This is a genomic window from Pseudomonas sp. MWU13-2100, from assembly GCF_023242365.1.
In the GTDB taxonomy this organism is placed as follows: Bacteria; Pseudomonadota; Gammaproteobacteria; order Pseudomonadales; family Pseudomonadaceae; genus Aquipseudomonas.
This window is the reverse complement of the sequence record NZ_JALLIX010000014.1, coordinates 38,358-59,738: the sequence shown is the minus strand read 5'-3', so window position 1 is coordinate 59,738 and position 21,381 is coordinate 38,358. Positions and strand designations below refer to the sequence as shown.

Genomic DNA, 21,381 nt, shown 5'->3' with positions numbered 1-21,381 from the left:
TTCGAGTGGACTCGTCGTGTCTCTTCGTAGAGTTGTCAAAAACTCAAATGTTGTATTCCATTCATGCTTGATTTATTCTGAATAAGTCAAGCATGAAGTGTGATTTCAGCTGGTTGAGTTTTATGGCAATGGAGGCCGTGACGCATGTTAAAAATCAGACGCAATATATGGATTTTATTGTTTCTCTATATTGTGGGTGTCAGTGGTTATATTTATTATCTTCATGCTCAGGCTCAAGCCATCCTCACGCAGAGCATCAATGACAAACTTCTGCATGCGGCCTTGGGCGCTTCAGCTATTTTGGGCGATCAATATCATGACCATTTGATCGATAAGAGCTCAAAGACGGAGGCCGAGGATTTAAATGCAATTCGTAAGCTTTCCAGGTTTAACGAATCCATGGGCACGGCGTTCATCTATACCGTGGTGAAGCGAGGAGGGCAAGCGATCCTTGTCAGTTCCAGCGCCTCGGCCAAGGAAGTCCAGGATAATAACTTCGTCCGCTATTTCGACCCCTACCCCGATGCCAGTCAGGCCTTGCTTGACAGCTTCGAACGCACGACCCCGAGCTGGATCGATTACACGGATCACTGGGGGGATTTCCGTGCGGTCTTTGTTCCTTTGAAGTCCCAGGATGGCACCCCTTATGTTGCCGGTGCGGAAATTACGCTGGCGGACTATTACCACCAACTCAATCAAGACTCCCTGCACCATATTTTGCTCGCCATTTTGGTCTTTCTCGCCTTCAGCCTCTTGATTGTCATTGACGCCATACGCCTGCGAACCCATCTTCGACAACTGCAAGTCAACGAACAGGTACTGAAACAGGCGAAAAGCGCCGCTGAAGAGGCCGATCGCCTGAAAAGCCAATTTCTGGCCACCATGAGCCATGAAATTCGGACTCCGATGTACGGCGTTATCGGCGCGACCGACCTGCTGGCGGCGACGTCCTTGAGCCCAAAGCAAAGTGACTTGCTGACCACCATTCACACCAGTGGCAAGACCCTGTTGTCGCTGATTGACGACATTCTTGATCTCGCCAAGATTGAATCGGGAAAACTGGATCTGAGGCCTCGTGTGTTCGAGTTGCGTCCCTTGATTGCTTCCAGCGTTGAAATGGTCCGGCAAAATATTCAGGACAAGCCCATTACGCTTGAAGTCATCGTCCTGCCGAATGTTCCCTTATGGGTTAAAACCGACGCTGATCGCCTGCGTCAGGTACTGATCAACTTGCTGGGCAATGCGATCAAATTCACTGAAGCCGGGGAGGTATCGCTCACCGTCACCCTCGGCGATGATACTGTTCAATCTCGACTTTGCTTTTCAATACGCGATACAGGCATAGGGATTCCCGCAGAGCGGCAGGGCGGTCTGTTCAAACCCTTCACTCAGTTTGAAGGATCGACCAATCAGCGCTTTACCGGGAGTGGGCTCGGCCTGTCCATCTGTAAGAACCTGGTCGAAGCCCAGGGTGGGGTCCTGTCCTTCAGCAGCCAGCCTGGTGTCGGTTCGACGTTTTCTTTTTCGTTGGTGAACGCCCCCTTCTCTGATTCGGAAATAGCCCTTGCGGTCGATCGTCCAGCGGTGGTTTTTGATTCGTCGTTTGCCCGGCGTTACCCGCTGGATATCCTGCTGGTCGAGAACCATCCGTTGAATCAGAAAGTGGCGATGGCCATGCTGCAGACGTTGGGTTATGCGCCCGATCTTGCGTCAGCGGGGCTCGAGGCACTCGAGTTGTGCATGACATCGACCCCAGATGTCATCCTGATGGATATCAACATGCCAGGAATGGACGGCCTGGAGGCCATTCGTAGAATCCGGGGGCTGCCACTGGGCGACACCTGTTACATCGTGGCTTTTACCGCGAGTGCCTTTTCGAATGAGATAGAGCGTTTCAGGGTTGCTGGGGCGAATGATATTTTGACCAAGCCGGCCAGCTTCCTGGGTTTTTGCGAGGTGCTACGCCGCTCGGCGGACTACCGGAAGCAGTTCCAGACCAGCGCCCCGATAGTCGAATGATCTCTTGTCAAAACGAGGTCAGGGCACAAACGCCAGCACGGAAGCGGGAGAGCCGGATCCGTCTTTGAGCTTCAGGACACCAATGACCAGCGTTGTACCTTTGGCGGGTAACTGATCCAGGTTGGTCAGGCACTCCAGGATGATTCCGTTCTTCGCCAGAACCAGGCTGTTGGTGGCAAATACCGTGTCCTGGCCTGGATCCGCCCCGTGGGTATCGATACCCACCCCTGCGATCTGGCGGTCGTCGACCAGCAGTTTTGCCGTGGCGGCACCGACTCCAGGGAAGTGCAGACCGCCTTTGTCATCTTCGTTGAAAAAGCGTTTGGAGTCGTTCCACAGGGCTTGCCACCCGGTATAGAAGAGCACCACGGAGCCCTGGGCGATGCGACCATGATCGTGTTCCCAGTCCTTGATGTCTTGAGGATTGATCACATAGTCGGGATTGGCCTTTGTTTTTGCCCGGACATCGATCACCACGGCTGGCCTTACCAGCGACTCCGGTTTGTAGGCCTCAATCCCGATACCGTCGGGATGAAAGCTGTTGGGGGCATTCATATGGGTGGCGCTGTGTTCCCCCATGCTGAAGCTGCGCAAGTAGTAACCGTCTTTTTCCTGTGTGGCCACCACATTGAAGGTGACGGGAGGATCGTGCGGCCACAGTGGTATGGACGTTGTAATCACATGGCTGAGGTCAATGACTTTTTGAAACTGGATACTCTGCATTCCCTTGACTCCCTTATCCTCGGCGAAACTGTAGCTGATACCGGACGCCAGCCATGCTGTCAGCAGTCCGACAGATATGCGCCTGAGCCGCGCCTTGTGTTGTTTTGATAGTTCCATGACGTTACCTACTCCATTGGCTTACCAAGAGGCTATTGCCCATGGTTCCGGCAGAGTCTATCCATTCTTTGTGCCATGACGCCAAACAGATTCGAGGAGCTAGGCTGTCTGTACAAGGCGAGTGTGAGCCAGCAAACACGCCACCAGTGCATCGAACGTTGTCTTGCAACGGGGGCTGGTGCGCAGGTCCTCATGCATGGTCACCCAGGTTTCCAGCTGGAAGGTGAACTGCTCTGGCAGCAGCCGCACCAGTGTCGGTGTGCGGATCGCCAGGGCGACCTGGCAGATGCCGATGCCGCAGCCGGCGCGGATCATCGCCAGTTGCGCCAGGGTACTGTCGGTGCGCAGCGTGAAGGCCTCGCGATTCCAGCCGGGCAGCTGTTTGCTGGCGGCGCGGATAAAGGGGGTGGTGCTATCGAAGCCGATCAGCGCATGGCGTGACAGATCGGACATTGCCTTGGGCGTGCCCTGTTGTTGCAGATAGTCCTCGTGGGCGTAAAGCCCCAACTCCACCTGACCGACACGCCGGGCGATCAGTTGCTCCTGCTTCGGCGCAGTCATGCGCACCGCGATATCGGCCTCCCGTTGCAGCAGGTCGTGCATCTTGTCGGTGGCCAGCAGCTCGATCCTTAGGTGCGGATGGGCCTGGCGCAGCAGCGCCAGCGTCGGCGGTAGTACCTCGACGGCAATCATTTCGCTGGCGGAGATCCGCACCGTGCCGTTCACCGCCTGGCCCTGGCCGGTGGCGGCCCGCTCCAGGGCGGCGGCGGTGTGTTGCATGGCTTCGGCATAGCTGCGCAGCGCCAGGGCGGTCTCGGTGGGCAGCAAGCCGGTCTGCGAGCGGGTGAACAACGGTTGCTTGAACGCCGCTTCCAGCGCGGCGATATGCCGGCCCACGGTGGGCTGGGCAATCCCCAGGGCCCGCGCGGCGCCCGAGAGCGAGCCCTCCGTCAGCACGGCAAGCAGGGTTCGGTACAGTTCCCAACTCATGATCTGGTCCATGCATAAATGTATGGCCGATAGCTTGTGCTATGCAATTTATTTCCTGAAGGGGCAGGGCCAGACTCTGCTCATCGTTACCTTCCTGGAGAATCGACATGGCGGCATTGAGCAACAAGGTTTTGGTACTGGGCGCCGGCGGCAGCATCGGCGGCGAAGTGGCGCGGCAACTGCGCGACGGCGGCTGGCAGGTGCAGGCGCTCAAGCGTGGCTTGGCGACGGCGGCGCTTGAGAGCGATGGTATCCGGTGGTTGCGTGGCGATGCCCTCAACCGTGACGACGTGGTGCGGGCGGCGCAGGGTTGCAGCGTGATCGTGCATGCGGTCAACCCGCCGGGCTATCGGAACTGGGCCGAGCAGGTGCTGCCGATGATTGACAATACGATTGCCGCGGCACGTATTGAAGGCGCGACCATTCTGTTGCCGGGCACGGTCTACAACTACGGCCCGGACGCCTTTGCCGCGTTGGACGAACAGGCGGCGCAGCGTCCGGTGACGCGCAAGGGGCGTATCCGCGTCGAGCTTGAGCAACGCTTGCGGGAGGCGGCGCGGGATGGGGTCCGGGCGATTGTGCTGCGGACGGGCGACTTCTTCGGACCGCGTTCCGGCAGCAGTTGGCTGTCCCTGGGCATGATCAAGCCCGGGCAGGCGGTGAAGGTGATCAAGCTGCCGGGCGATCCGGGTGTCGGCCATCAATGGGCCTTTTTGCCGGATGTGGCGCGGACCATGGTCGAATTGTTGGGGCGGCGGGAGACCCTGGCACCTTTCGCGACCTTCCATATGGCTGGGCACTGGGACGCCGACGGCACCCGGATGGCGGCCGCGATCACCCGCCTGGTCGAACGCACGGGCGGCCGGACGAAGTTGCGGCGTTTTCCCTGGTGGTTGGTGGGGCTGGCCTCGCCGTTTGTGACCACCTTTCGCGAGATGCTGGAGATGCGCTACTTGTGGCGCAGGCCAGTGCGGATGAGCAATGCCCATCTGGTGAGCGTACTGGGGGCGGAGCCGCATACGCCGCTGGACCAGGCGATGGAAGCGACACTGAAAGGGGTGGGGTGTCTGTAAGGCAGGATGAATGGAACCGGCGTCACAGCACTGAGATTTTTTCGACTGGAACCTGTTGTTCGCGAGCAATAAAAATTTACTCCCGGCGAAAGAAATGCGAAAAGCTTCTCAGTCTTTTCCATGGATTCGGATCCCCCTCATGTCTCGATCGAAGTGGTTCACCAAACTGTTTGTCGTGTTGTTGGTCGGCGCCGGGCTTTGGTACATGTGGATGATTGCCAGCGCCAAGTTGGAGTGGGGCGGGAGTCGCCCTGATCGGCGGCAGATCGGCTCGGTGCGGGACATCCGCCAGCGCGCGATGACCCAGTACTGCACCGGCGTGGTGGTGACCCCGCAGGGCACCTGGTTGGTGGGGCGCCTGGAGGGTGACGCGAAACAGCTGCAACCGAGCGCCGACGTGGTGGACCTGGATGCCGTGCTCCAGGGCAAGCCGGTCGAGGATAAGGATCAGGCGCCGGAAGATTCGGGGGCATTTTCCAGCTTTCTCGCTCACAGCGACAAGGAAACCTCCTTTATCTCGCGCCTGGACGCCCAGGGGAAATTTCAACTGGTGGCCCATGTTGGTGACGCCGCCTGCCTGGTGGCCAGCCCGGATGGGGCCAGTGTTTTCCTGCTGACGGGGCTCAATCGTCCGGAAACCGCTAGCGCGAGCAGCGATGACATCAGCCAGACCGTGGTCTTTCGCAGTGACGATCAGGGCAAGCACTGGAGTTGGTTGGCCAAAGGTCTGTTTCCCAAGGCCAATCAACTGGCCTGGAGCCTGAAACCCTATTTTCATGGCCAGGATGACGTCTGGGCCTGGGGCACCCCGAGCGGCAGCGACAACGAGAGCGGCGAAGACACACCGGGCGCCATCGCCACCGGGGTCTTCTACTCCGCCGATCGCGGCGCGAGCAGTACCCCGATATTCGCTGCCGAATCGCTGCTGGTGCCTGCCGAGTATGCCCGGGGCAAGCGGCCTGACATTGTTGAGTGGCGCACGGACCTGGGCACCTATGGGGAAGTCCAGACCCATGTCACCCAACTGGATGCCCAGCGTGCGTTTATCTGGGTGTCCCAACGCTTCTGGGGGACCAATCCGGACAGTGAAAATGGCAGCCTGGCCATCAACGTAACGACCCGGGCGCAACTGCAGCGCAAGGCGGGGCAGTGGCAGGTCGGGACGGTGCAGCGCGAAGACGGTCTGTTTATCGATGAGTTGGTGGAGAACGGCGCCGGACGCGTGATGGGCTTGATCGACCAGAGCGAGCACGGTGAAGACATGATCGCCGAGCTGGATACCGCCAAGCTGACCTGGAAGTCCATGGGCAAACTGCCCAGTGTGTTTTCGCCGTTGGCGTCGGACAGTCAGTTGCGAGGCGGGAACTTTTGGATGGGACAGAACAGCCTGCTGATCAACACCACCAGCGAACACCGGCCGCCGCGGTGGTTGTACTGGTGGTCGGATGCACGCATCTCCGCCGACGGGGTGTTCTACTCCAAGGACTGGGGGCACTCCTGGCACCGGCTGGCGGTCGACGGTTACCTGGGGATTCTCGGCTTTCAAGGCGCGCAGGACCGCGTGATCTGGGCCAAGGGCAATTGGTACAACAGCAATGATGACGGGATTTATTCCTATGGTTTGCAGTGAGAGGGGGCGTCTTGTGCCTGGTTTGCTGGCGATGGGGCTGGTGAGACTTGCGTCGATCTTGCGGACGCCTTCGCTGGCAAGCCCGGCTCCTACAGGGCTGCGTCGAACGCCCATCTGAGGTACGACCCAAACCTGTGGGAGCGGAGCTTGCCCGCGAAGCTTCTGGCGTCCTCACGGGCCCCTCGCCAGCAAGCCAGGCTTGGGGCAAAAGCCTATTTCAGCGCGTCGGCGTCAGCGCCCCTCATGCTGGCGCCGATAAGCCCCCGGCTGCACCCCAAGCGCTTTGGCAAACGCCCGGGTAAACGCCGCAATCGACTGATATCCCACCGCCACACACACCTGTTCCACCGTATTGTTGGCCCGCAGCAACTGACTGGCATGGCGCATCCGCAACGCCAGCAGCACCTGCCCCGGTGACTGCCTGGCCAGTTCATTGAAACGCTTGAAAAACGCCGAGCGCGACATCCCGGTACAGGTCGCCATGCTCTCCAGCGACCAACTCTCCCCCGGACGCTCGATCAACTGCTCCAGCAACGGGGCAAACCCCGGATGCCGGGCCAGCGCCACCAGCCCGCCGAGGCTCTGGTTATCCGCCACCTGCTGGCGCAGCACATACAGGAACAGCAGGTGACTCAAGCGCTCCAGCAGCGCCGAGGAGGGCGCCGGTGACCGCTCGCACTCGGCCAGGATCAGCGCGAACAGCGCCCGCGCCGCGCTCAGCGACGGATCGCCTGCCCGCAGGACGATCCAGTCCGGCAGCCCGTCGATAATCAATGACGACAGCCCGGACTTGAAATGAAAGAACCCACATACCAGCCCCACACCCTCCTGGGCGGCGCTGTCGAGCCCGGTCATCGCCTGGCGCGGCAAGCGTTGCGCCTCCACGCTGGACTGGGCGCTGGACAACCGATAATCCAGGTCCCGCAGCAAAAACACCGCGTCCCCGGCCTCCAGCCGCAGGCTTTCTTGCTGCCCATCAATATGCAGCCAGCAATGACCCTGCACGATCAGGTGGAAGCTTGCCCGCGCCAGTCCATGGGTGCTGGCGTGCCAGCCGCCGCAATAACGGCCCACATGGAACAGGCTCGCATCGAGTTCGAGGCTTTCTAATAACCAATCAACCAGTGGGCTCGACGAAATCATCTAATGGAAACACTCAGGAGCAAGGAATCGCTACTTTTGAATATGGATCGAAATTCTTATAACCAACAGACTTGCCGGACCACCCTACAACAGGAGTCCACTCCATGTCGCGCCTCACTCTCCACACGCCGCAAAGCGCTCCCGAAGCGGCCAAGCCCTTCCTGGAAAACGCCCAGAAGAACTCCGGGTTCATCCCCAACCTGCTCGCCGTACTGGCCAATGCACCGGCGGCGCTGGAAACCTACGTTACGGTATCGGCGCTCAATGGCAAGGCCGAGCTGAGCCTGGCCGAGCGCGAAGTGGTACAACTGGTGGCCGCCACCACCCACGGCTGCGACTTCTGCGTCGCCGGGCACACGGCGGTGGCCTTGAACAAGGCCAAGTTGCCGGCCGGAGTGATCGACGCCTTGCGCGGACAACGCCAGTTGCCAGAGGAAAAACTCGAAGTCCTCGCCGCCTTCGCCCGGGAAGTGATCGCCACCCGTGGCAATGTCAGTGATCAGGCCTTCAGCGACTTCCTCGCCGCCGGCTACACCCAGGGCAATGCCCTGGAGGTGATCCTGGGGGTGAGCCTGGCTACCTTGTGCAATTTCGCCAACGTCTTCGCCCGCACGCCGCTCAATCCCGAACTGGCGAACTATCGTTGGCAGTCAATGGATCAATGACTCATCAGCGTCGGTTATTATTCGACGCTGTCTTCAAGGAGAAAACGACATGCTCAATCCGGCATTGAGTCAATGGCTGGACGCACAAGCCCAGGCTCTGGACCTGGGGCAGTGCGACCCACAGGATGTGATTTCCCGGCTGGCCACGGCGAAGGTGCTGCGGGTCGGTGTTCCAGAAGTCCTGGGCGGCAGCGGCGGCACGGTGGCCGACGCGGTGGAAAGCATCGCCCAGGTAGCCAGCCATTCCCTGGCAGCGGCCTTTGTGTTCTGGGGCCAGCGGGCCTTTATCGAGTACCTGCTGCACAGTCCCAACACGACCTTGCGCGATCAACTGCTGCCGTCCCTGCTCAGCGGCGAGCTGGCCGGCGCCACCGGGCTGTCGAATGCGATGAAGTTCCTCTCGGGCATCGAGTCGCTGCAGTTACGGGCTCACGATCAAGGCGACGGCTGGCGCCTCGATGGCCGCCTGCACTGGGTGACCAACCTGCGCAAGAGCGGCTTTGTGGTGGCGGCCGCCATCGAGCGCGAGGAGGGCGGTGCGCCGTTCGTACTGGCGATCCCGGATGCCTTGAGCGGCCTGCAACGCTCGGATGACCTGCAGCTGATGGGCCTGCAGTCGAGCAATACCGCCGCGTTGGACTTCAAACAGGTGGAGGTCAGCCGCGATTGGTTGCTGCATGACGATGCCCGGGTCTTTCTGCCGGCGGTGCGCCCGGCCTTCCTCGGCTTGCAATGCGGCATGGCCATCGGGTTGGCGCGCCAGGCGCTGAAGGAGGTGGACTGCCACTTGCGAGATGCCCGCTCGATTTTGTGCGAACCCTTGCTGGAGCAACGCCTCACCCTTGAACAAACGATTGAGGAGCTCAAGAGCGGCCTGCACGACGGGCGCTTCCTGGCCCGACCGAGTGCCTTGTTCCAGATCCGCATCAACCTGGCCGAATCGGTCGCGCAGGCGGTGCAACTGGAGTTGCAGGCCAGTGGCGGCAAGGCCTATCTGAATGAATACGGCAGTGGCTTCGCCCGGCGCTGGCGCGAGTCGGCATTCGTGCCGATCGTCACCCCGAGTCTGGTGCAGTTGCGCGCCGAGCTGCAACGTCAGGCTTGGGAAGCCACGGCATGAGTGCGCCGTTACTGGAGGCCCGGCAGATCAGCCTCGGTTATCCCCGCGAACAGGGCTGGCAAACGGTGCTGGAAGGTTTCGACCTGCAACTGCAAGCCGGCGAGGTGGTGTCGATCCTCGGCCCCAGCGGTGTCGGCAAATCCAGCCTGCTGCGGGTCCTGGCCGGTTTGCAGACGGCTCACGAAGGCCGTGTGCATTTCCTCGGTGAACCCCTGGACGGCCCGCACCCACGGGTGGCGGTGGCTTTTCAGGACCCCAGCCTGCTGCCCTGGCTGAGCCTGGAAAAGAACGTCGCCTTCGGCCTCGACTTCGCCCGTCAACCGCACCTGGACGCCCAGGTGCGCAAGGCGCGGATCGACCATGCGATTGCCGCCGTCGGCCTGCAACACGCCCGGGGCCAGTATCCGGCGCAGTTGTCCGGCGGTATGGCCCAGCGTACGGCTTTGGCCCGCTGCCTGGCCCGCCAGCCACAGGTATTGTTCCTCGACGAACCTTTCGGCGCCCTGGATGAAGTGACTCGTGCCGACATGCAACAACTGCTGCTCAAGGTGATCGCCGAGCACAACACCGCCGCCGTGCTGATCACCCATGACATCGATGAAGCCCTGCTGCTCTCCGAGCGGATTCTGCTACTGGGCCACAGCCCGGCGCGGACCCTCGGTGAGTGGCGTATCGACCTGCCTCAGCCGCGTGCCGAGCTGGTGGAGGAACTGGGCGCCCTGCGTATCGAGATTCTCAAGACCCTTCGGCGGGCCAGCCGCACCTCACCCTCTCATTCTTTGCTCGAAACGTCGGAGATGGCCCATGTGCCTGGATGACTTCACCCATACACGTCGTGACTTCCTCAAACTCAGCGCCTTGCTGACCGCCGGCGGTGCCCTGCCGCTGCTCAACAGCCTGCAGGCCCGTGCCGCGTCGGAGCCCAACGCGCCAGTGCGGATCGGCTACCTGCCGATCACCGATGCCACGCCGCTGCTGGTGGCCCATAACAACGGCCTGTTCGAGGCCGAAGGTATCCAGGCCGAGCGTCCGGTGTTGTTGCGCAGTTGGGCCCAGGTGATCGAGGCGTTCATTTCCGGGCAGGTCAACGTGATCCACCTGTTGTCGCCGATGACCGTCTGGGCGCGCTATGGCAGCAAGGTGCCGGCCAAGGTGGTGGCCTGGAACCATGTCGGCGGTTCCGGCCTGACCGTGGCGCCGGGCATTACCGAGGTCAAGCAACTGGGCGGGCAGTCGGTGGCGATTCCGTTCTGGTACTCGGTCCACAACGTGGTGGTCCAGCAACTGCTGCGCGACAACGGCCTGCAACCGGTGAGCAAGGCGGCCAACAGCGTGCTGGCGGCCAACGAGGTCAACCTGGTGGTGCTGCCACCTTCGGACATGCCGCCGGCTTTGGCCAGCAAGCGCATTGCCGGCTATATCGTCGCCGAGCCGTTCAATGCCCTGGCCGAGGAACTGAAGGTCGGCCGGGTGCAGCGCTTCACCGGCGATCTCTGGCGCAATCACGCCTGCTGCGTGGTGTTCATGCACGAGCAGGACCTGAACAACCGGCCCGAGTGGTCGCAGAAGGTGGTCAACGCCATCGTCAAGGCCCAGCTCTGGACCCGTGACCACCGCGCCGAGGCGGCCCAATTGCTGTCCAAGGACGGCGCCAACCGCTACACGCCGCACACCCCGCAAGTGCTCAGCCGGGTGCTGGCGCCGAGCACCGCCGATCATGATGCCTACCTCGCCAGCGGTGCGATCCAGCACGGCAACTGGGACGAACATCGCATCGACTTCCAGCCTTATCCGTTTCCCAGTTACACCGAGGAGTTGGTCAAACGCCTCAAGGACACCCTGATCGAGGGCGACAAGGGATTCCTCGCCGGCCTCGACCCGCGGCAGACCGCTCGCGACCTGGTGGACGACCGCTTCGTGCGCAACAGCCTGGCGGCGGTGGGCGGGCTCAAGGCCTTCGGCTTGCCGGAAAGCTTTGAACGCAGCGAGGAGTTCGGCATTTGATCGGCAAGCCTTCCTCATCGCTCCTGCATTGGGGGCTGGGCGTGGCGGGGTTGCTCTGCCTGTTGCTGCTCTGGTGGCTGGGCGTGCACCTGTTCGGCAGCCCCGACGGGCTGTCGGCGCGCTTCTCGCCCGAAGCGACGCTGACCAGCCTGGCGGAGTTGCTCGGGCGTGCCGAGCTCTATGAAAACGTGCTGGTCAGCCTCAAGCGCATTCTGATCGGGTTGTTGCTGGCACTGCTGGTCGGCGTGCCGCTGGGGTTGCTGATCGGCAGCTATCGTCACTTGGAGGCGGCGACCACTCCAGCGTTCCAGTTCCTGCGGATGATCTCGCCGTTGTCCTGGATGCCGGTGGTGGTGATGCTGATGGGGGTCGGCGACCAGCCGATCTATTTCCTGCTGGCTTTTGCCGCCGTCTGGCCGATCCTGCTCAACACCGTGGCCGGGGTGCGCCAACTCGACCCGCGCTGGCTGCAACTGAGCCGCAGCCTCAGCGCGACCCGCTGGGAAACCCTGCGCCAGGTCATCCTGCCCGGTATACTCGGCCATGTGCTGACCGGTGTGCGGCTGTCCATCGGGATCCTCTGGATCGTGCTGGTGCCCTGCGAAATGCTCGGGGTCAGTGCCGGGCTCGGCTACTTTATCCTCGATACCCGTGACCGTCTGGCCTACTCGGAACTGATGGCCATGGTGCTGTTGATCGGCGTGCTGGGTTTCATGCTCGATGCCCTGGCCCGCGGCCTGCATCGGCGTTGGGTCCATGCCTGAGGCTATCTTCTCAATTTATAAGGAATTTACATTACTGTAACAATTTGAAATGTATAATCCCGCCCGTAGCCATGCCCCTACGTTTCAACCGCCACCCCCAGGAGATTCGAACTTGGACCCTGCCCATTCTCGGTGGGCCACGTAGCGGGATTTACAATGGGATACCGCCGGTGCGCAGCTGTCGCCCCGGTATCCAGTCTGTAGCGTTCAGTACGTGGCCTTGCTTCGACGATTTTCCAACCACTTCTCCAGAATGTGCTGTGCTTAGACTGCCGGCGCCGCAGCGCTTTGTGCGTTTGTACCCTGGAGCTCGTGGGCCTGTATTTCAGAACGCTGCTGGAATCATTGACGATGAATAAAGTATTACGCCATTACATCCCGGCCAGTACCCGGCGCTTGCTGCCCAATCGCTGGGACTTGATTGCACTGCCGCTGGTGGTGGGCTTCCTGCTGTTTTTCTCGATCGGCGCGCGGGAAACCTGGGCACCGATCTCGACCTTGCAGACCCAGGTGATCTCCCTCGACCCGGCCAACCTGCCGGAATATGCCATACGCACCACCCTGCGCATGCTCGCGGCGATGGTCGCGGCATTGGTCTTCACCTTTCTCTACGGGACCCTGGCGGCCAAGAGCAAGCGCGCGGAGAAACTGTTGGTGCCGGTGCTGGATATCCTCCAGTCGGTGCCGGTGCTGGGTTATATCTCGTTCACCGTGACCTTCTTCCTCCTGCTGTTTCCGGGGCGGGTGCTGGGCGCCGAGTGCGCGGCGATCTTCGCGATCTTCACCAGCCAGGCCTGGAACATGACGTTCAGCTTCTACCAGTCGCTGCGCATGTTGCCGCGCGACCTGACGGAAGTTTCCGAGAGCCTGCAACTGTCCGGCTGGCAGAAGTTCTGGAAGCTCGACGTGCCGTTCGCCATGCCCGGGTTGATCTGGAACATGATGATGAGCATGTCCGGTGGCTGGTTCTTCGTGGTGGCGTCGGAGGCGATTACCGTCGGCGACAAGACCATCACCCTGCCGGGCATCGGCTCCTATCTGGCCACCGCCATCGAACAGCGTGACCTCACCGCCGTGGGTTACGTGATCCTGGCGATGGTGGTGGTGATCCTGGTCTACGACCAGTTCCTGTTCCGTCCGCTGGTGGCCTGGGCGGACAAGTTCCGCATGGAAGACACCGCGGCCCAGGGCGGGGCGCCGGAATCCTGGGTGCTGAACCTGATCCAGCGAACCCGGGTCATCCAGCGCCTGATCCGGCCGATTTCACGCTTCTTTACCCGTATCGGCCATCTGCGCCTGAGCCTGCCCCGGGTCAAGTCCCGGGCCAGCGCACCGAGCCCCTCGACCTCGCGAGTGGTCGACTGGGTCTGGGGGGGGTTCATCACCTTGCTCGCGGCCTATGCGCTGTATCGCATCTTTAACTATGTCAGCAGTGAAGTGACCTTCGCCGACGTCGGCGAGGTCATTGGCCTGGGGGCGATCACCCTGGTCCGGGTGACCTTGCTGATCGCCGTGGCTTCGCTGATCTGGGTGCCGCTGGGGGTGATGATCGGCCTGCGTCCGCACCTGGCCGAGAAGATCCAGCCGTTGGCGCAGTTCCTCGCGGCGTTCCCGGCGAACCTGCTGTTCCCGGTGTTCGTCATCGTGATCCTGCACTTCCACCTGAACCCGGATATCTGGCTGAGCCCGCTGATCGTGCTCGGTACCCAGTGGTACATCCTGTTCAACGTGATCGCCGGGGCCAGTGCCTTCCCCAACGACTTCCGCGAAGCCGCCGCCAACTTCCATATCCGTGGCTGGCAATGGTGGCGCAAGGTCATGCTGCCGGGGATCTTCCCGTATTACGTGACCGGTGCGATCACCGCCTCGGGCGGTGCGTGGAACGCCAGTATTGTGTCCGAGTTCGTTTCCTGGGGGCAGGACAAGGTCGTGGCCCATGGCCTGGGGGCTTATATCGCCCAGACCACTGCAGCCGGCGACTTTCCGAAAATCACTCTGGGCGTAGTGGTCATGTCGGTCTTTGTGGTGGCCTTCAACCGTTTGCTCTGGCGGCCGATGTACGCCATCGCCGAAAACAAACTTCGTCTGAATTAATTCCGAGCCGCTCTTATGAACAGTCATATCGAATACACCAGCAGCGCCCGCGAAATCTACTCGCTCACCAATGTGAGCAAGGGCTTTGGCAATGGCAAGGATGAGCGTCAGGTACTCAGCGAAGTCGACCTGCACCTGCACGAGGGCGAAGTGGTCGGGCTGTTGGGGCGCTCGGGCTCCGGCAAGTCGACCTTGCTGCGGATCATTGCCGGCCTGATCCAGCCGACTTCCGGCGAAGTGCTCTATAACGGCGCAGCCCTGGATGGCCCGGCCAAGGGTGTGGCGATGGTGTTCCAGACCTTCGCCCTGTTTCCCTGGCTGACCGTGCTGGAAAACGTCGAAGCCGGCTTGCAGGCCTTGCAGGTCGAACCCAAGGAATCGCGCAAGCGCGCGCTGGCGGCCATCGACCTGATCGGCCTCGACGGTTTCGAGAACGCCTACCCGCGTGAGCTGTCCGGTGGCATGCGCCAGCGCGTGGGCTTTGCCCGCGGCCTGGTGGTCAACCCGACGCTGCTGCTGATGGACGAGCCGTTTTCCGCCCTTGATGTGCTCACCGCGGAAAACCTGCGGACCGACCTGCTGGAACTGTGGAGCGGCGGGCAACTGCCGATCAAGTCGATCCTGATCGTGACCCACAACATCGAGGAAGCGGTACTGATGTGCGACCGCATCCTGGTGCTGTCGTCCAACCCGGGACGCGTGGTGGCGCAGATCAAGGTGCCGTTCGCCCACCCGCGCAACCGCCTGGACCCGATCTTCCGCAAGATGGTCGACGATATCTATGCGTTGATGACCAACCGTCGCAGTGCCGACGAGCGCACCGGCAAGGCCGAGCTGCAACTGGGCAGCCGCCTGCCGGAAGTCCCGACCAACCTGATGGCTGGTCTGATCGAAGCCCTGGCGGCCGAGCCGTATCACGGCCATGCCGGTTTACCGAATGTCGCCGAACGGTTGCTGCTGGAAGTCGATGACCTGTTTCCGGTGGCCGAAATGCTGGAACACCTGGGCTTTGCCGAACTGCGCGGGGCCGATATCAAGCTCACCGACTCGGGCAAGCGCTTCGCCGAGGACGGTACCCAGGAGCGCAAGGTGATGTTTGCCGAGCACCTGTTGCGTACCGTGCCCCTGGCGGCGCGGATTCGCCAGGTGTTGCAGGAGCGTAACGGGCATTGGGCGCCGCGGGTGCGTTTCGAACAGGAACTGGAAGACTCCCTCAGCGAAGACTTCGTCGAGCAGACCCTGGAAAGCGTGATCAGTTGGGGCCGTTACGCCGAGATTTTCTCCTACAACGACACCACGGAAACCTTCAGCCTGGAAGACGTGGAAGGCGAGATCTGACACCTGTGGGAGCGGAGCTTGCCCGCGAAGCTTTTGGCGATCTTGAGGGCCCCTTCGCGAGCAAGCTCTGCTCCTACAGGTTTCGCGGTGTCCGGGCCTGTTTGTACCTGACTGCGAACCCCTCGCAAATCCGGGAAATACGAAGTTTTCACCTGACCATAACAGATCGGGTACATACCGAGGAGTAGTCTCTCTCTCACCTCCGGTTGTTTCGCAGGCGGGCCAGTTTGAAGGGTCGAGACAGTATGTCGTAGTGAATCGTGCGCCGGTCGAAGTCATGGCCGGGCACGTCTGCTGATCCCAACTTAAGGAGAGTCCAATGTCCATCGGCGCGATTCCGGCTGCAAATCCAGCCTCTGTGCGTATTGCCGGTCAGTCCCAGGCGACCCCGACACCGGCACAGAAATCTTCTTCCGCGACCACCACCGCCAACGTGGTCAGCGACGCCTTGAAAGAGGCAACCGAAACCGCGGCACAAACCGCCCAGGAAGCCAGCCATGGCGACCGCGTAGCGCAGAAGCTGGTGCAAAAGCACCTGCATCACAACGCCACGGCCATCGCCGCGCCGAAAGCCGTTTCCAACGGCAGCGGCCAGCCGATCGGGGAAACCATCAATACCAAGGCGTAAGCCGCGTTCACACGGCTCCATCAGTCAGCCCGGCCTGGGCCGGGTTGACTGACGTCGGGCATTGGCGCTTCAGATATGTAACGCGGCCAGGCCGCCGAGCACCACGCTGACACCCGCGGCGCTGTAGGCCAGGCGCTTGAGCCATTCCTTGCGGGTCAGCAGGGTGATCGCCGCCAGCGAAATGGCAATCTGGATCGCCGTCATCGCCTGGGCCCAGCGATGGTGCTGGTGCAGGACCTGCTCGGATTTGTCATCCCACTCGCGACTCTTGGCTTCCAGGCCTTCGGCTTTCTGCCGCACGACTTCTTTTTCCTTCTTGTAGCGCTCGACCTCGGCCGCGTAGTGCGTGGCATCCAGGCCCGGGATATGGCTGGCCATCTCCGAGAGGTTCTGCCGGCTGGACTTGGCCTGGTAGTAGTTCCACTGGTTGGCGGCTTCGGTCTTGAAGATCGCGGCGTTGTTCTTGTCCATCGCCGCTTCGCTTTCCGTGGAGCCGGCCTGGTAGCTGAGCATGGCGCCTAGGGTGGCCATGATCGCGGTCATCACCGCGATCCGGCTGGCAAAGCCGTCACCACGGGCATGGGCGTGTTCGGTGGTGTGTTCAACGTGTTTTTCGTGAGGGCTTGGGACTTCGAAGTTTTCGGTCATCGGAGGCGGATCTTTGGCTGAAAAAGGGCAGGGGCAAAGTGTAAAGCCAGTACTGGCGGAAGGCTCTCTCTCATTGATGAATATTCGAATACGCCAAGGTGGGGGAGGCGTTCGCCGCTGGCCGTTCGTCTTGCAGGTGGATGGTTTGCAGGGGGACTTCCAGGGTGAACAGCGCGCCCTTGCCCGGTCCGTCACTGTGCACATAGAGGCGGCCGTCCATCTCGAGCGCCGCCAGGGCGCAGCTGTGCAGACCGAAGCCGTGGCCGTCCTTGCGGGTGGTGAAACCATGGGTGAAGATCCGCGCGAGGTTTTCCTCAGGAATGCCTTCGCCCTCATCCTTGACGCCGATGCGCAAGGTCTTGCCGTCGACCACCCGCACGCTCAGGGTGATGTCCCGGTCGCGGTTGCTCAGGTCGGACACCGCATACTTGGCGTTGCTGATCAGGTTGATCAGGATCAGCAGCAACCGGTGCTTATCGCCGAGGAAGGGCGGGACCGGCTGGTAGTCCTTGAGCACCGTGACCTTGTGCCGGTTCAGGGCCCCTGAATTCATGCGCAGGGCATCTTCGAACAGGTCGGTGATGTTCACCGCCTCCAGCAGCTTGGCCGCGCTGGCATAGGATTGCTGCGTGGCGACGATTTCCTTGATGTGATCGACGCTTTTGCTCAACTGCGCCAGTTCCTGGATGATTTCCGTCTGCTCGGTGGCAATGGCCGCGGCCAGTTGGTTGAGGTAGGCGGGCAGCAGCTTGCCTTTTTCGTCTTGGCTGACAAAGCCCCCCAGGTCGTCGGCGTGCTCGTTCATCAGTTGCACCGCCTTGGTCAGCCCCTGGGCCTTGCTGGAGCGGACCTTGCGGGTCACCAGATCGGCGGAGATATTCACGCTGTTGAGCACGTTGCCGACGTTATGCAGGACGTTGGTCGCGATTTCCGCCATGCCGGCCGTGCGCGCGGTTTCCATCAGCTCGCTCTGGGCTTCCTTGAGCTCGCGGGTGCGTTCTTCAACGCGCTGTTCGAGGCGATCATTGGACAACTGCAAGGCGCTGTTCATCTGGTTGATCAGCGCATAGCTGCGCAACTGGCGAATGATCAGGTAGAACACCAGCATGGCCATCAGGGCGGCACAGACACTGAGATAGATCAGGTACTGGCGGTCCTGGAGCTCGGCGCGGCGCTGGATTTCATTCAACAGTTCGTTGATCCCGTCGAGGCTGGCGGCAACCGGGATAAAGCCGATGCGGTCGAGCAGGTCATTGACCTGGGGTTGTTCGAGGAGCACCACATTGGCCTGTTCGATCAGCTTGTCGATGGACGGGCCCAAGGCCGCCGGCAGACTGGCCTTTTGCGCTGTCAGGTGCTGGATCTGTCGTTCGATCTTGTCGGCTTTGCCATTGGAGACGTGTTGCGCATATTCCAGCGCGCTCAAGGTCAGTTTCGAGGCGCTGTAGAGCACGCTCAGGGTTTCCACCGGGTGCTCGGCGCTGAAGGGTTCCAGGTCGGTCTGGATGCTGTCTTCGATCGCCGACAGGGTTTCCAGATCATCGCGCAAGGCGGTGTTATGGGCCTGGAATTGCTCGATCTGCTTGTTCTTTTCCGCCGTGGCGTCCAGGTAGGCCTTCTTGCGCGCCTGCCAGATGGTGGAGTTGTCCAGGGAGCTGTTCAGCGCGACCAATTGATCCCAGCGCCGGCCGGAATCGGCGATGGGGATGGCGAGCAGGTTGTAATTGTATTCGTCGCTGATGCGGGTCTTGAGAATCTTGGCGTCGAGCCGGGCATCCAGTTGCTTGAGCTGGCGGAGCAGGTCGCGGGACTCGAAGTAGGTGGAGGTTTCCCGGGAAAAGGCCTTGATCAGCAGGAACGCCAGGAGGCTGACCAGAATGGCAAACAGGGTGACCAGCGCCGCGCTTCTGTATCGGCTCCATCGCATCATTGCGTACTTCCTGTGTCCGGTTGACGTAGTGGCGTCAGGCTATTTTCGCAAAGTGTAGTGCCGCTGCGTCTCAAGGTCCTGGAAAAGTGTGATTTCTTTGCATGGGCGGCTTTACCGGGCAGTGTTTCCAAGGGGGGGCATCGACTGCAATTGCGGGCGGCACCGGTCGGTGACCTGCCGGGCGTCGTTGTTGCCGGTGATCACCCCGGGGGATCAGCACGATCAGTTCCGAGTGGCCGCCCGGTAGATCGGTGTATGAGGACCGAGCCGCTCACCTGGGGGCAGGCTCAAACGGTGCGTGATCAGGGCGCGAATACTCAAGCGTCATGGCCTTGGGGCAGAGGTGTTTGATGAGGAGGGCGTCACCGTTGATCGGCGCAATCAGTTCGGCGCGTTGGAGAAGTTCAAGGTTATTAAATGTTTTTTCATCGTTCAAGTGAGGGCGTGATAATGGGCGCGAGATAGAATTCAACTGGATAAGTGTCAGGCTGTTTATAAATTATTAGTTAATAAGTTCGGCCATTTCCTTAATCCATAGATAATGATCGATTGAGAGCCTGCGCAGGTGCAGTCTGCCCAGCGCGGCGGGTTATTCCCTATTTCTCATATCGAGTCAGTTACCATGAATATCTATACGAAGTGCTTGACCGTTGCGATCTTCCTTTTCAGTGCCCAGGCCTTTGCCCTGGACAGAAAAGACATCGCCGAAGTTATTCGCGTGGACTCCGACCCTTATGCCTGTGGCATTGTCGACGCGAAGATGACCTACAAGACCCAGAGCGGGGAGATCAAGGAATACAAGTACAAAACCTGGGGCAGTGGCTGTTCCGGGGGTTGAGTGAGCGAGTGTGTTGATCCGCATCCTGGAGGATTGAAAACGCCACATCACCTAATGTGGGAGCGGAGCTTGCCCGCGAAGCTTTTGGCGGCCTCAAGGGCCTCTTCGCGAGCAAGCTCTGCTCCTGCAAGGACCGGATTCGGCCCTGATTGAACAACATCAGGGCTTTCCCGGCCGCTTGGTTTCCTACCAGAGCGGAATCACATAACTCACGTAGAAGCGGTTTTCGTCCTGGATCGTCTGGCCGGTGATGTCCGGGCTTGCATGGGCATTCTGCCAGCGCACGCCGAGACCTTTCAGTTCACCAGTTGGAACGTTGTAGGCCAGCGAGATATCCCGTTCCCATTCGTTGGCGTCGGGGTTGGTCGGCGTGCGGATCTGGTCGCCATGGACGTAGGTAGTGGCGAAGACCAGGCCATCCACACCCAGATGGGCGAAGTCATATTTGTACTGGGCCAACCAGCTGCGCTCACCGGCGTGCTGGAATTTGTTCAATTGCATGTTGGTCAGTGCCGGGGTGTCGGCGCCCGAACCCGGGCCCTGGAGTTCGGCACCGCTGTTCAGGCCGGAGTCCAGGTACGGGAAGTCGCTGTTGCCGCTGTTCTTCTGCACGCCCAGGCCAACGGTGTGGCCGGACAGGCTGTAGCTTTCCATCAGGCTGATGGTCGACTGGTTGATCCGGCCCTTGGTCAGGCCGTTGCCGTAGTAACCGGCGGCGGCGTACTGGCTGTCGCCATCGGCGTTGCCGCCGGTGCCCAGGCTGCGGTAGGCGCGCAAGTCGCTGTCGATGGCGCCGACGGGCAGGGCGTCATGCCGCTTGGCACCGAGGAACGCCTGTTGGTAGTAGTCCGACAGGTTCGAGTACCAGGCGCTCAGGGTGGTGCCCGGGATACCGGCGTAGTCGGCACCGCCGTAGAGGAAGCGATTGCTTTTCTTGGTGCCGCCGGCGGTGATCATGCCGACGTCGCCGCTTTCGTTGCGAATCTTGGTCTGGGTGATATCGCCGACGGTGAAGGTGAAGTTATCCAGGTCCTTGGACACCAGTTGCGCACCGGTGTTGGTCTGGCGGTACAGGCGGCCGTCGGTGTTGGCCAGCATCGGGTTGTTCTGGTACAGGGTACCGACGCGCAGTTCATCCTTGAGGAAACGCGCCTTGACCGTCGGGCTGAGCACGCCGAACTGGTCGACGGACTTGCCGTTGTCCAGCGGGAACATACTGCCGGGGTAGCGGCCCTGGTGGGTCTTGTCGTTCAGGTCGCCGCCGGAGTCGAGCTTCAGGCCGTAGAACGCTTGCAGGTCCAGGCCCAGGCCGATGGTGCCTTCGGTGTAGCCGGACTTGAAGTCGAACTGGAAGCCCTGGCCCCAATCGTGATAGCTCTTGGCCTTGGCCGTGCTGCCACTGACGCCTTGACCATCCTGGTTCAGGTAGCGGTTAAGGAGGGTCACGTCGGCGTGACTGTCATCGATGAAGTCCGCATGGGCGTAGATCGTGACACTCGCCAGGGCGGCGCCCACCAGGGGGCTCAACAACTTGTTCATTGGGTTCGGATCCTAGTCACAGAATTGAAATAAGAGCTGCAAACTCTTGAAACAATTAAAGGGACGGTATGTGACAGTTCCGAGTCAAAAGCCCTCTGAGGGACATGAACTTTAGTTT

General features: G+C 61.0%; 18 protein-coding genes. 12 read left to right on the top strand and 6 right to left on the bottom strand.

Going from position 1 to position 21,381, the window contains the following annotated elements; genetic code table 11:
• Positions 1–144 precede the first annotated feature (144 nt).
• Positions 145–2,019 carry an ATP-binding protein gene (locus M5B99_RS12235; protein WP_248804254.1) on the top strand — a complete coding sequence of 625 codons (1,875 nt, stop codon included), beginning with the start codon at positions 145–147 and terminating at the stop codon, positions 2,017–2,019.
• 18 nt (positions 2,020–2,037) lie between these two features.
• Here M5B99_RS12235 and M5B99_RS12230 read toward each other — a convergent pair whose 3' ends face one another.
• Positions 2,038–2,859 (bottom strand): cyclase family protein, encoded by an 822-nt coding sequence (locus M5B99_RS12230; RefSeq protein WP_248804253.1) that lies wholly within the window; start codon positions 2,857–2,859, stop codon positions 2,038–2,040.
• 99 nt (positions 2,860–2,958) lie between these two features.
• A complete protein-coding gene (locus M5B99_RS12225; RefSeq protein WP_412548726.1) occupies positions 2,959–3,849 on the bottom strand; it encodes a LysR family transcriptional regulator in 891 nt (296 codons plus the stop codon).
• Between the two features lie 107 nt (positions 3,850–3,956).
• Here M5B99_RS12225 and M5B99_RS12220 point away from each other — a divergent pair, with 107 nt between their 5' ends.
• Both M5B99_RS12220 and M5B99_RS12215 read left to right on the top strand, forming a co-directional pair.
• Positions 3,957–4,922: an NAD-dependent epimerase/dehydratase family protein gene (locus M5B99_RS12220; protein WP_248804251.1), complete on the top strand. Its 966-nt coding sequence runs from the start codon at positions 3,957–3,959 to the stop codon at positions 4,920–4,922.
• Positions 4,923–5,061: 139 nt separating this feature from the next.
• Positions 5,062–6,552 (top strand): hypothetical protein, encoded by a 1,491-nt coding sequence (locus M5B99_RS12215; RefSeq protein WP_248804250.1) that lies wholly within the window; start codon positions 5,062–5,064, stop codon positions 6,550–6,552.
• A 231-nt stretch (positions 6,553–6,783) separates the two neighbouring features.
• Here the strand turns inward: M5B99_RS12215 and M5B99_RS12210 are convergent, their stop codons facing one another.
• Positions 6,784–7,695, bottom strand: a complete 912-nt coding sequence (locus M5B99_RS12210; protein ID WP_248804249.1) for an AraC family transcriptional regulator — start codon at positions 7,693–7,695, stop codon at positions 6,784–6,786.
• 104 nt (positions 7,696–7,799) lie between these two features.
• Here M5B99_RS12210 and M5B99_RS12205 point away from each other — a divergent pair, with 104 nt between their 5' ends.
• The 8 genes from M5B99_RS12205 (at position 7,800) to M5B99_RS12170 (ending at position 16,308) form a co-directional block, all read left to right on the top strand.
• Positions 7,800–8,360: a carboxymuconolactone decarboxylase family protein gene (locus M5B99_RS12205; protein ID WP_248804248.1), complete on the top strand. Its 561-nt coding sequence runs from the start codon at positions 7,800–7,802 to the stop codon at positions 8,358–8,360.
• 49 nt (positions 8,361–8,409) lie between these two features.
• Positions 8,410–9,480: an acyl-CoA dehydrogenase family protein gene (locus tag M5B99_RS12200; RefSeq protein WP_248804247.1), complete on the top strand. Its 1,071-nt coding sequence runs from the start codon at positions 8,410–8,412 to the stop codon at positions 9,478–9,480.
• Positions 9,477–10,298 carry an ABC transporter ATP-binding protein gene (locus tag M5B99_RS12195; protein WP_248804246.1) on the top strand — a complete coding sequence of 274 codons (822 nt, stop codon included), beginning with the start codon at positions 9,477–9,479 and terminating at the stop codon, positions 10,296–10,298. The genes M5B99_RS12200 and M5B99_RS12195 overlap by 4 nt, the downstream gene beginning before the upstream one ends.
• Entirely contained in the window at positions 10,285–11,484 is a 1,200-nt protein-coding gene (locus tag M5B99_RS12190; protein WP_248804245.1) for an ABC transporter substrate-binding protein, read from the top strand. The genes M5B99_RS12195 and M5B99_RS12190 overlap by 14 nt, the downstream gene beginning before the upstream one ends.
• Entirely contained in the window at positions 11,484–12,248 is a 765-nt protein-coding gene (locus tag M5B99_RS12185; RefSeq protein ID WP_248804321.1) for an ABC transporter permease, read from the top strand. Before M5B99_RS12190 ends, M5B99_RS12185 begins: the two co-directional genes overlap by 1 nt.
• Before the next feature lie 351 nt (positions 12,249–12,599).
• Positions 12,600–14,342 (top strand): ABC transporter permease, encoded by a 1,743-nt coding sequence (locus M5B99_RS12180; RefSeq protein WP_248804244.1) that lies wholly within the window; start codon positions 12,600–12,602, stop codon positions 14,340–14,342.
• 15 nt (positions 14,343–14,357) lie between these two features.
• Entirely contained in the window at positions 14,358–15,680 is a 1,323-nt protein-coding gene (locus M5B99_RS12175) for an AAA-associated domain-containing protein (RefSeq protein WP_248804243.1), read from the top strand.
• A 319-nt stretch (positions 15,681–15,999) separates the two neighbouring features.
• The gene (locus M5B99_RS12170; RefSeq protein WP_248804242.1) at positions 16,000–16,308 is read left to right on the top strand and encodes a hypothetical protein; all 309 of its coding nucleotides are present in this window, start codon (positions 16,000–16,002) and stop codon (positions 16,306–16,308) included.
• 69 nt (positions 16,309–16,377) lie between these two features.
• Here M5B99_RS12170 and M5B99_RS12165 read toward each other — a convergent pair whose 3' ends face one another.
• Entirely contained in the window at positions 16,378–16,956 is a 579-nt protein-coding gene (locus M5B99_RS12165; RefSeq protein ID WP_248804241.1) for a DUF4337 domain-containing protein, read from the bottom strand.
• 70 nt (positions 16,957–17,026) lie between these two features.
• The gene (locus M5B99_RS12160) at positions 17,027–18,886 is read right to left on the bottom strand and encodes a DAHL domain-containing protein (protein WP_248804240.1); all 1,860 of its coding nucleotides are present in this window, start codon (positions 18,884–18,886) and stop codon (positions 17,027–17,029) included.
• Positions 18,887–19,508: 622 nt separating this feature from the next.
• Between M5B99_RS12160 and M5B99_RS12155 the strand changes: the two genes are divergently transcribed.
• Complete coding sequence (locus tag M5B99_RS12155; protein ID WP_248804239.1) at positions 19,509–19,724, top strand: DUF2790 domain-containing protein; 216 nt, start codon at positions 19,509–19,511, stop codon at positions 19,722–19,724.
• 186 nt (positions 19,725–19,910) lie between these two features.
• On the opposite strand, the gene M5B99_RS12150 is transcribed toward M5B99_RS12155, so the two are convergent.
• Positions 19,911–21,263: an OprD family outer membrane porin gene (locus M5B99_RS12150; protein ID WP_248804238.1), complete on the bottom strand. Its 1,353-nt coding sequence runs from the start codon at positions 21,261–21,263 to the stop codon at positions 19,911–19,913.
• Between the last annotated feature and the right edge of the window lie 118 nt (positions 21,264–21,381).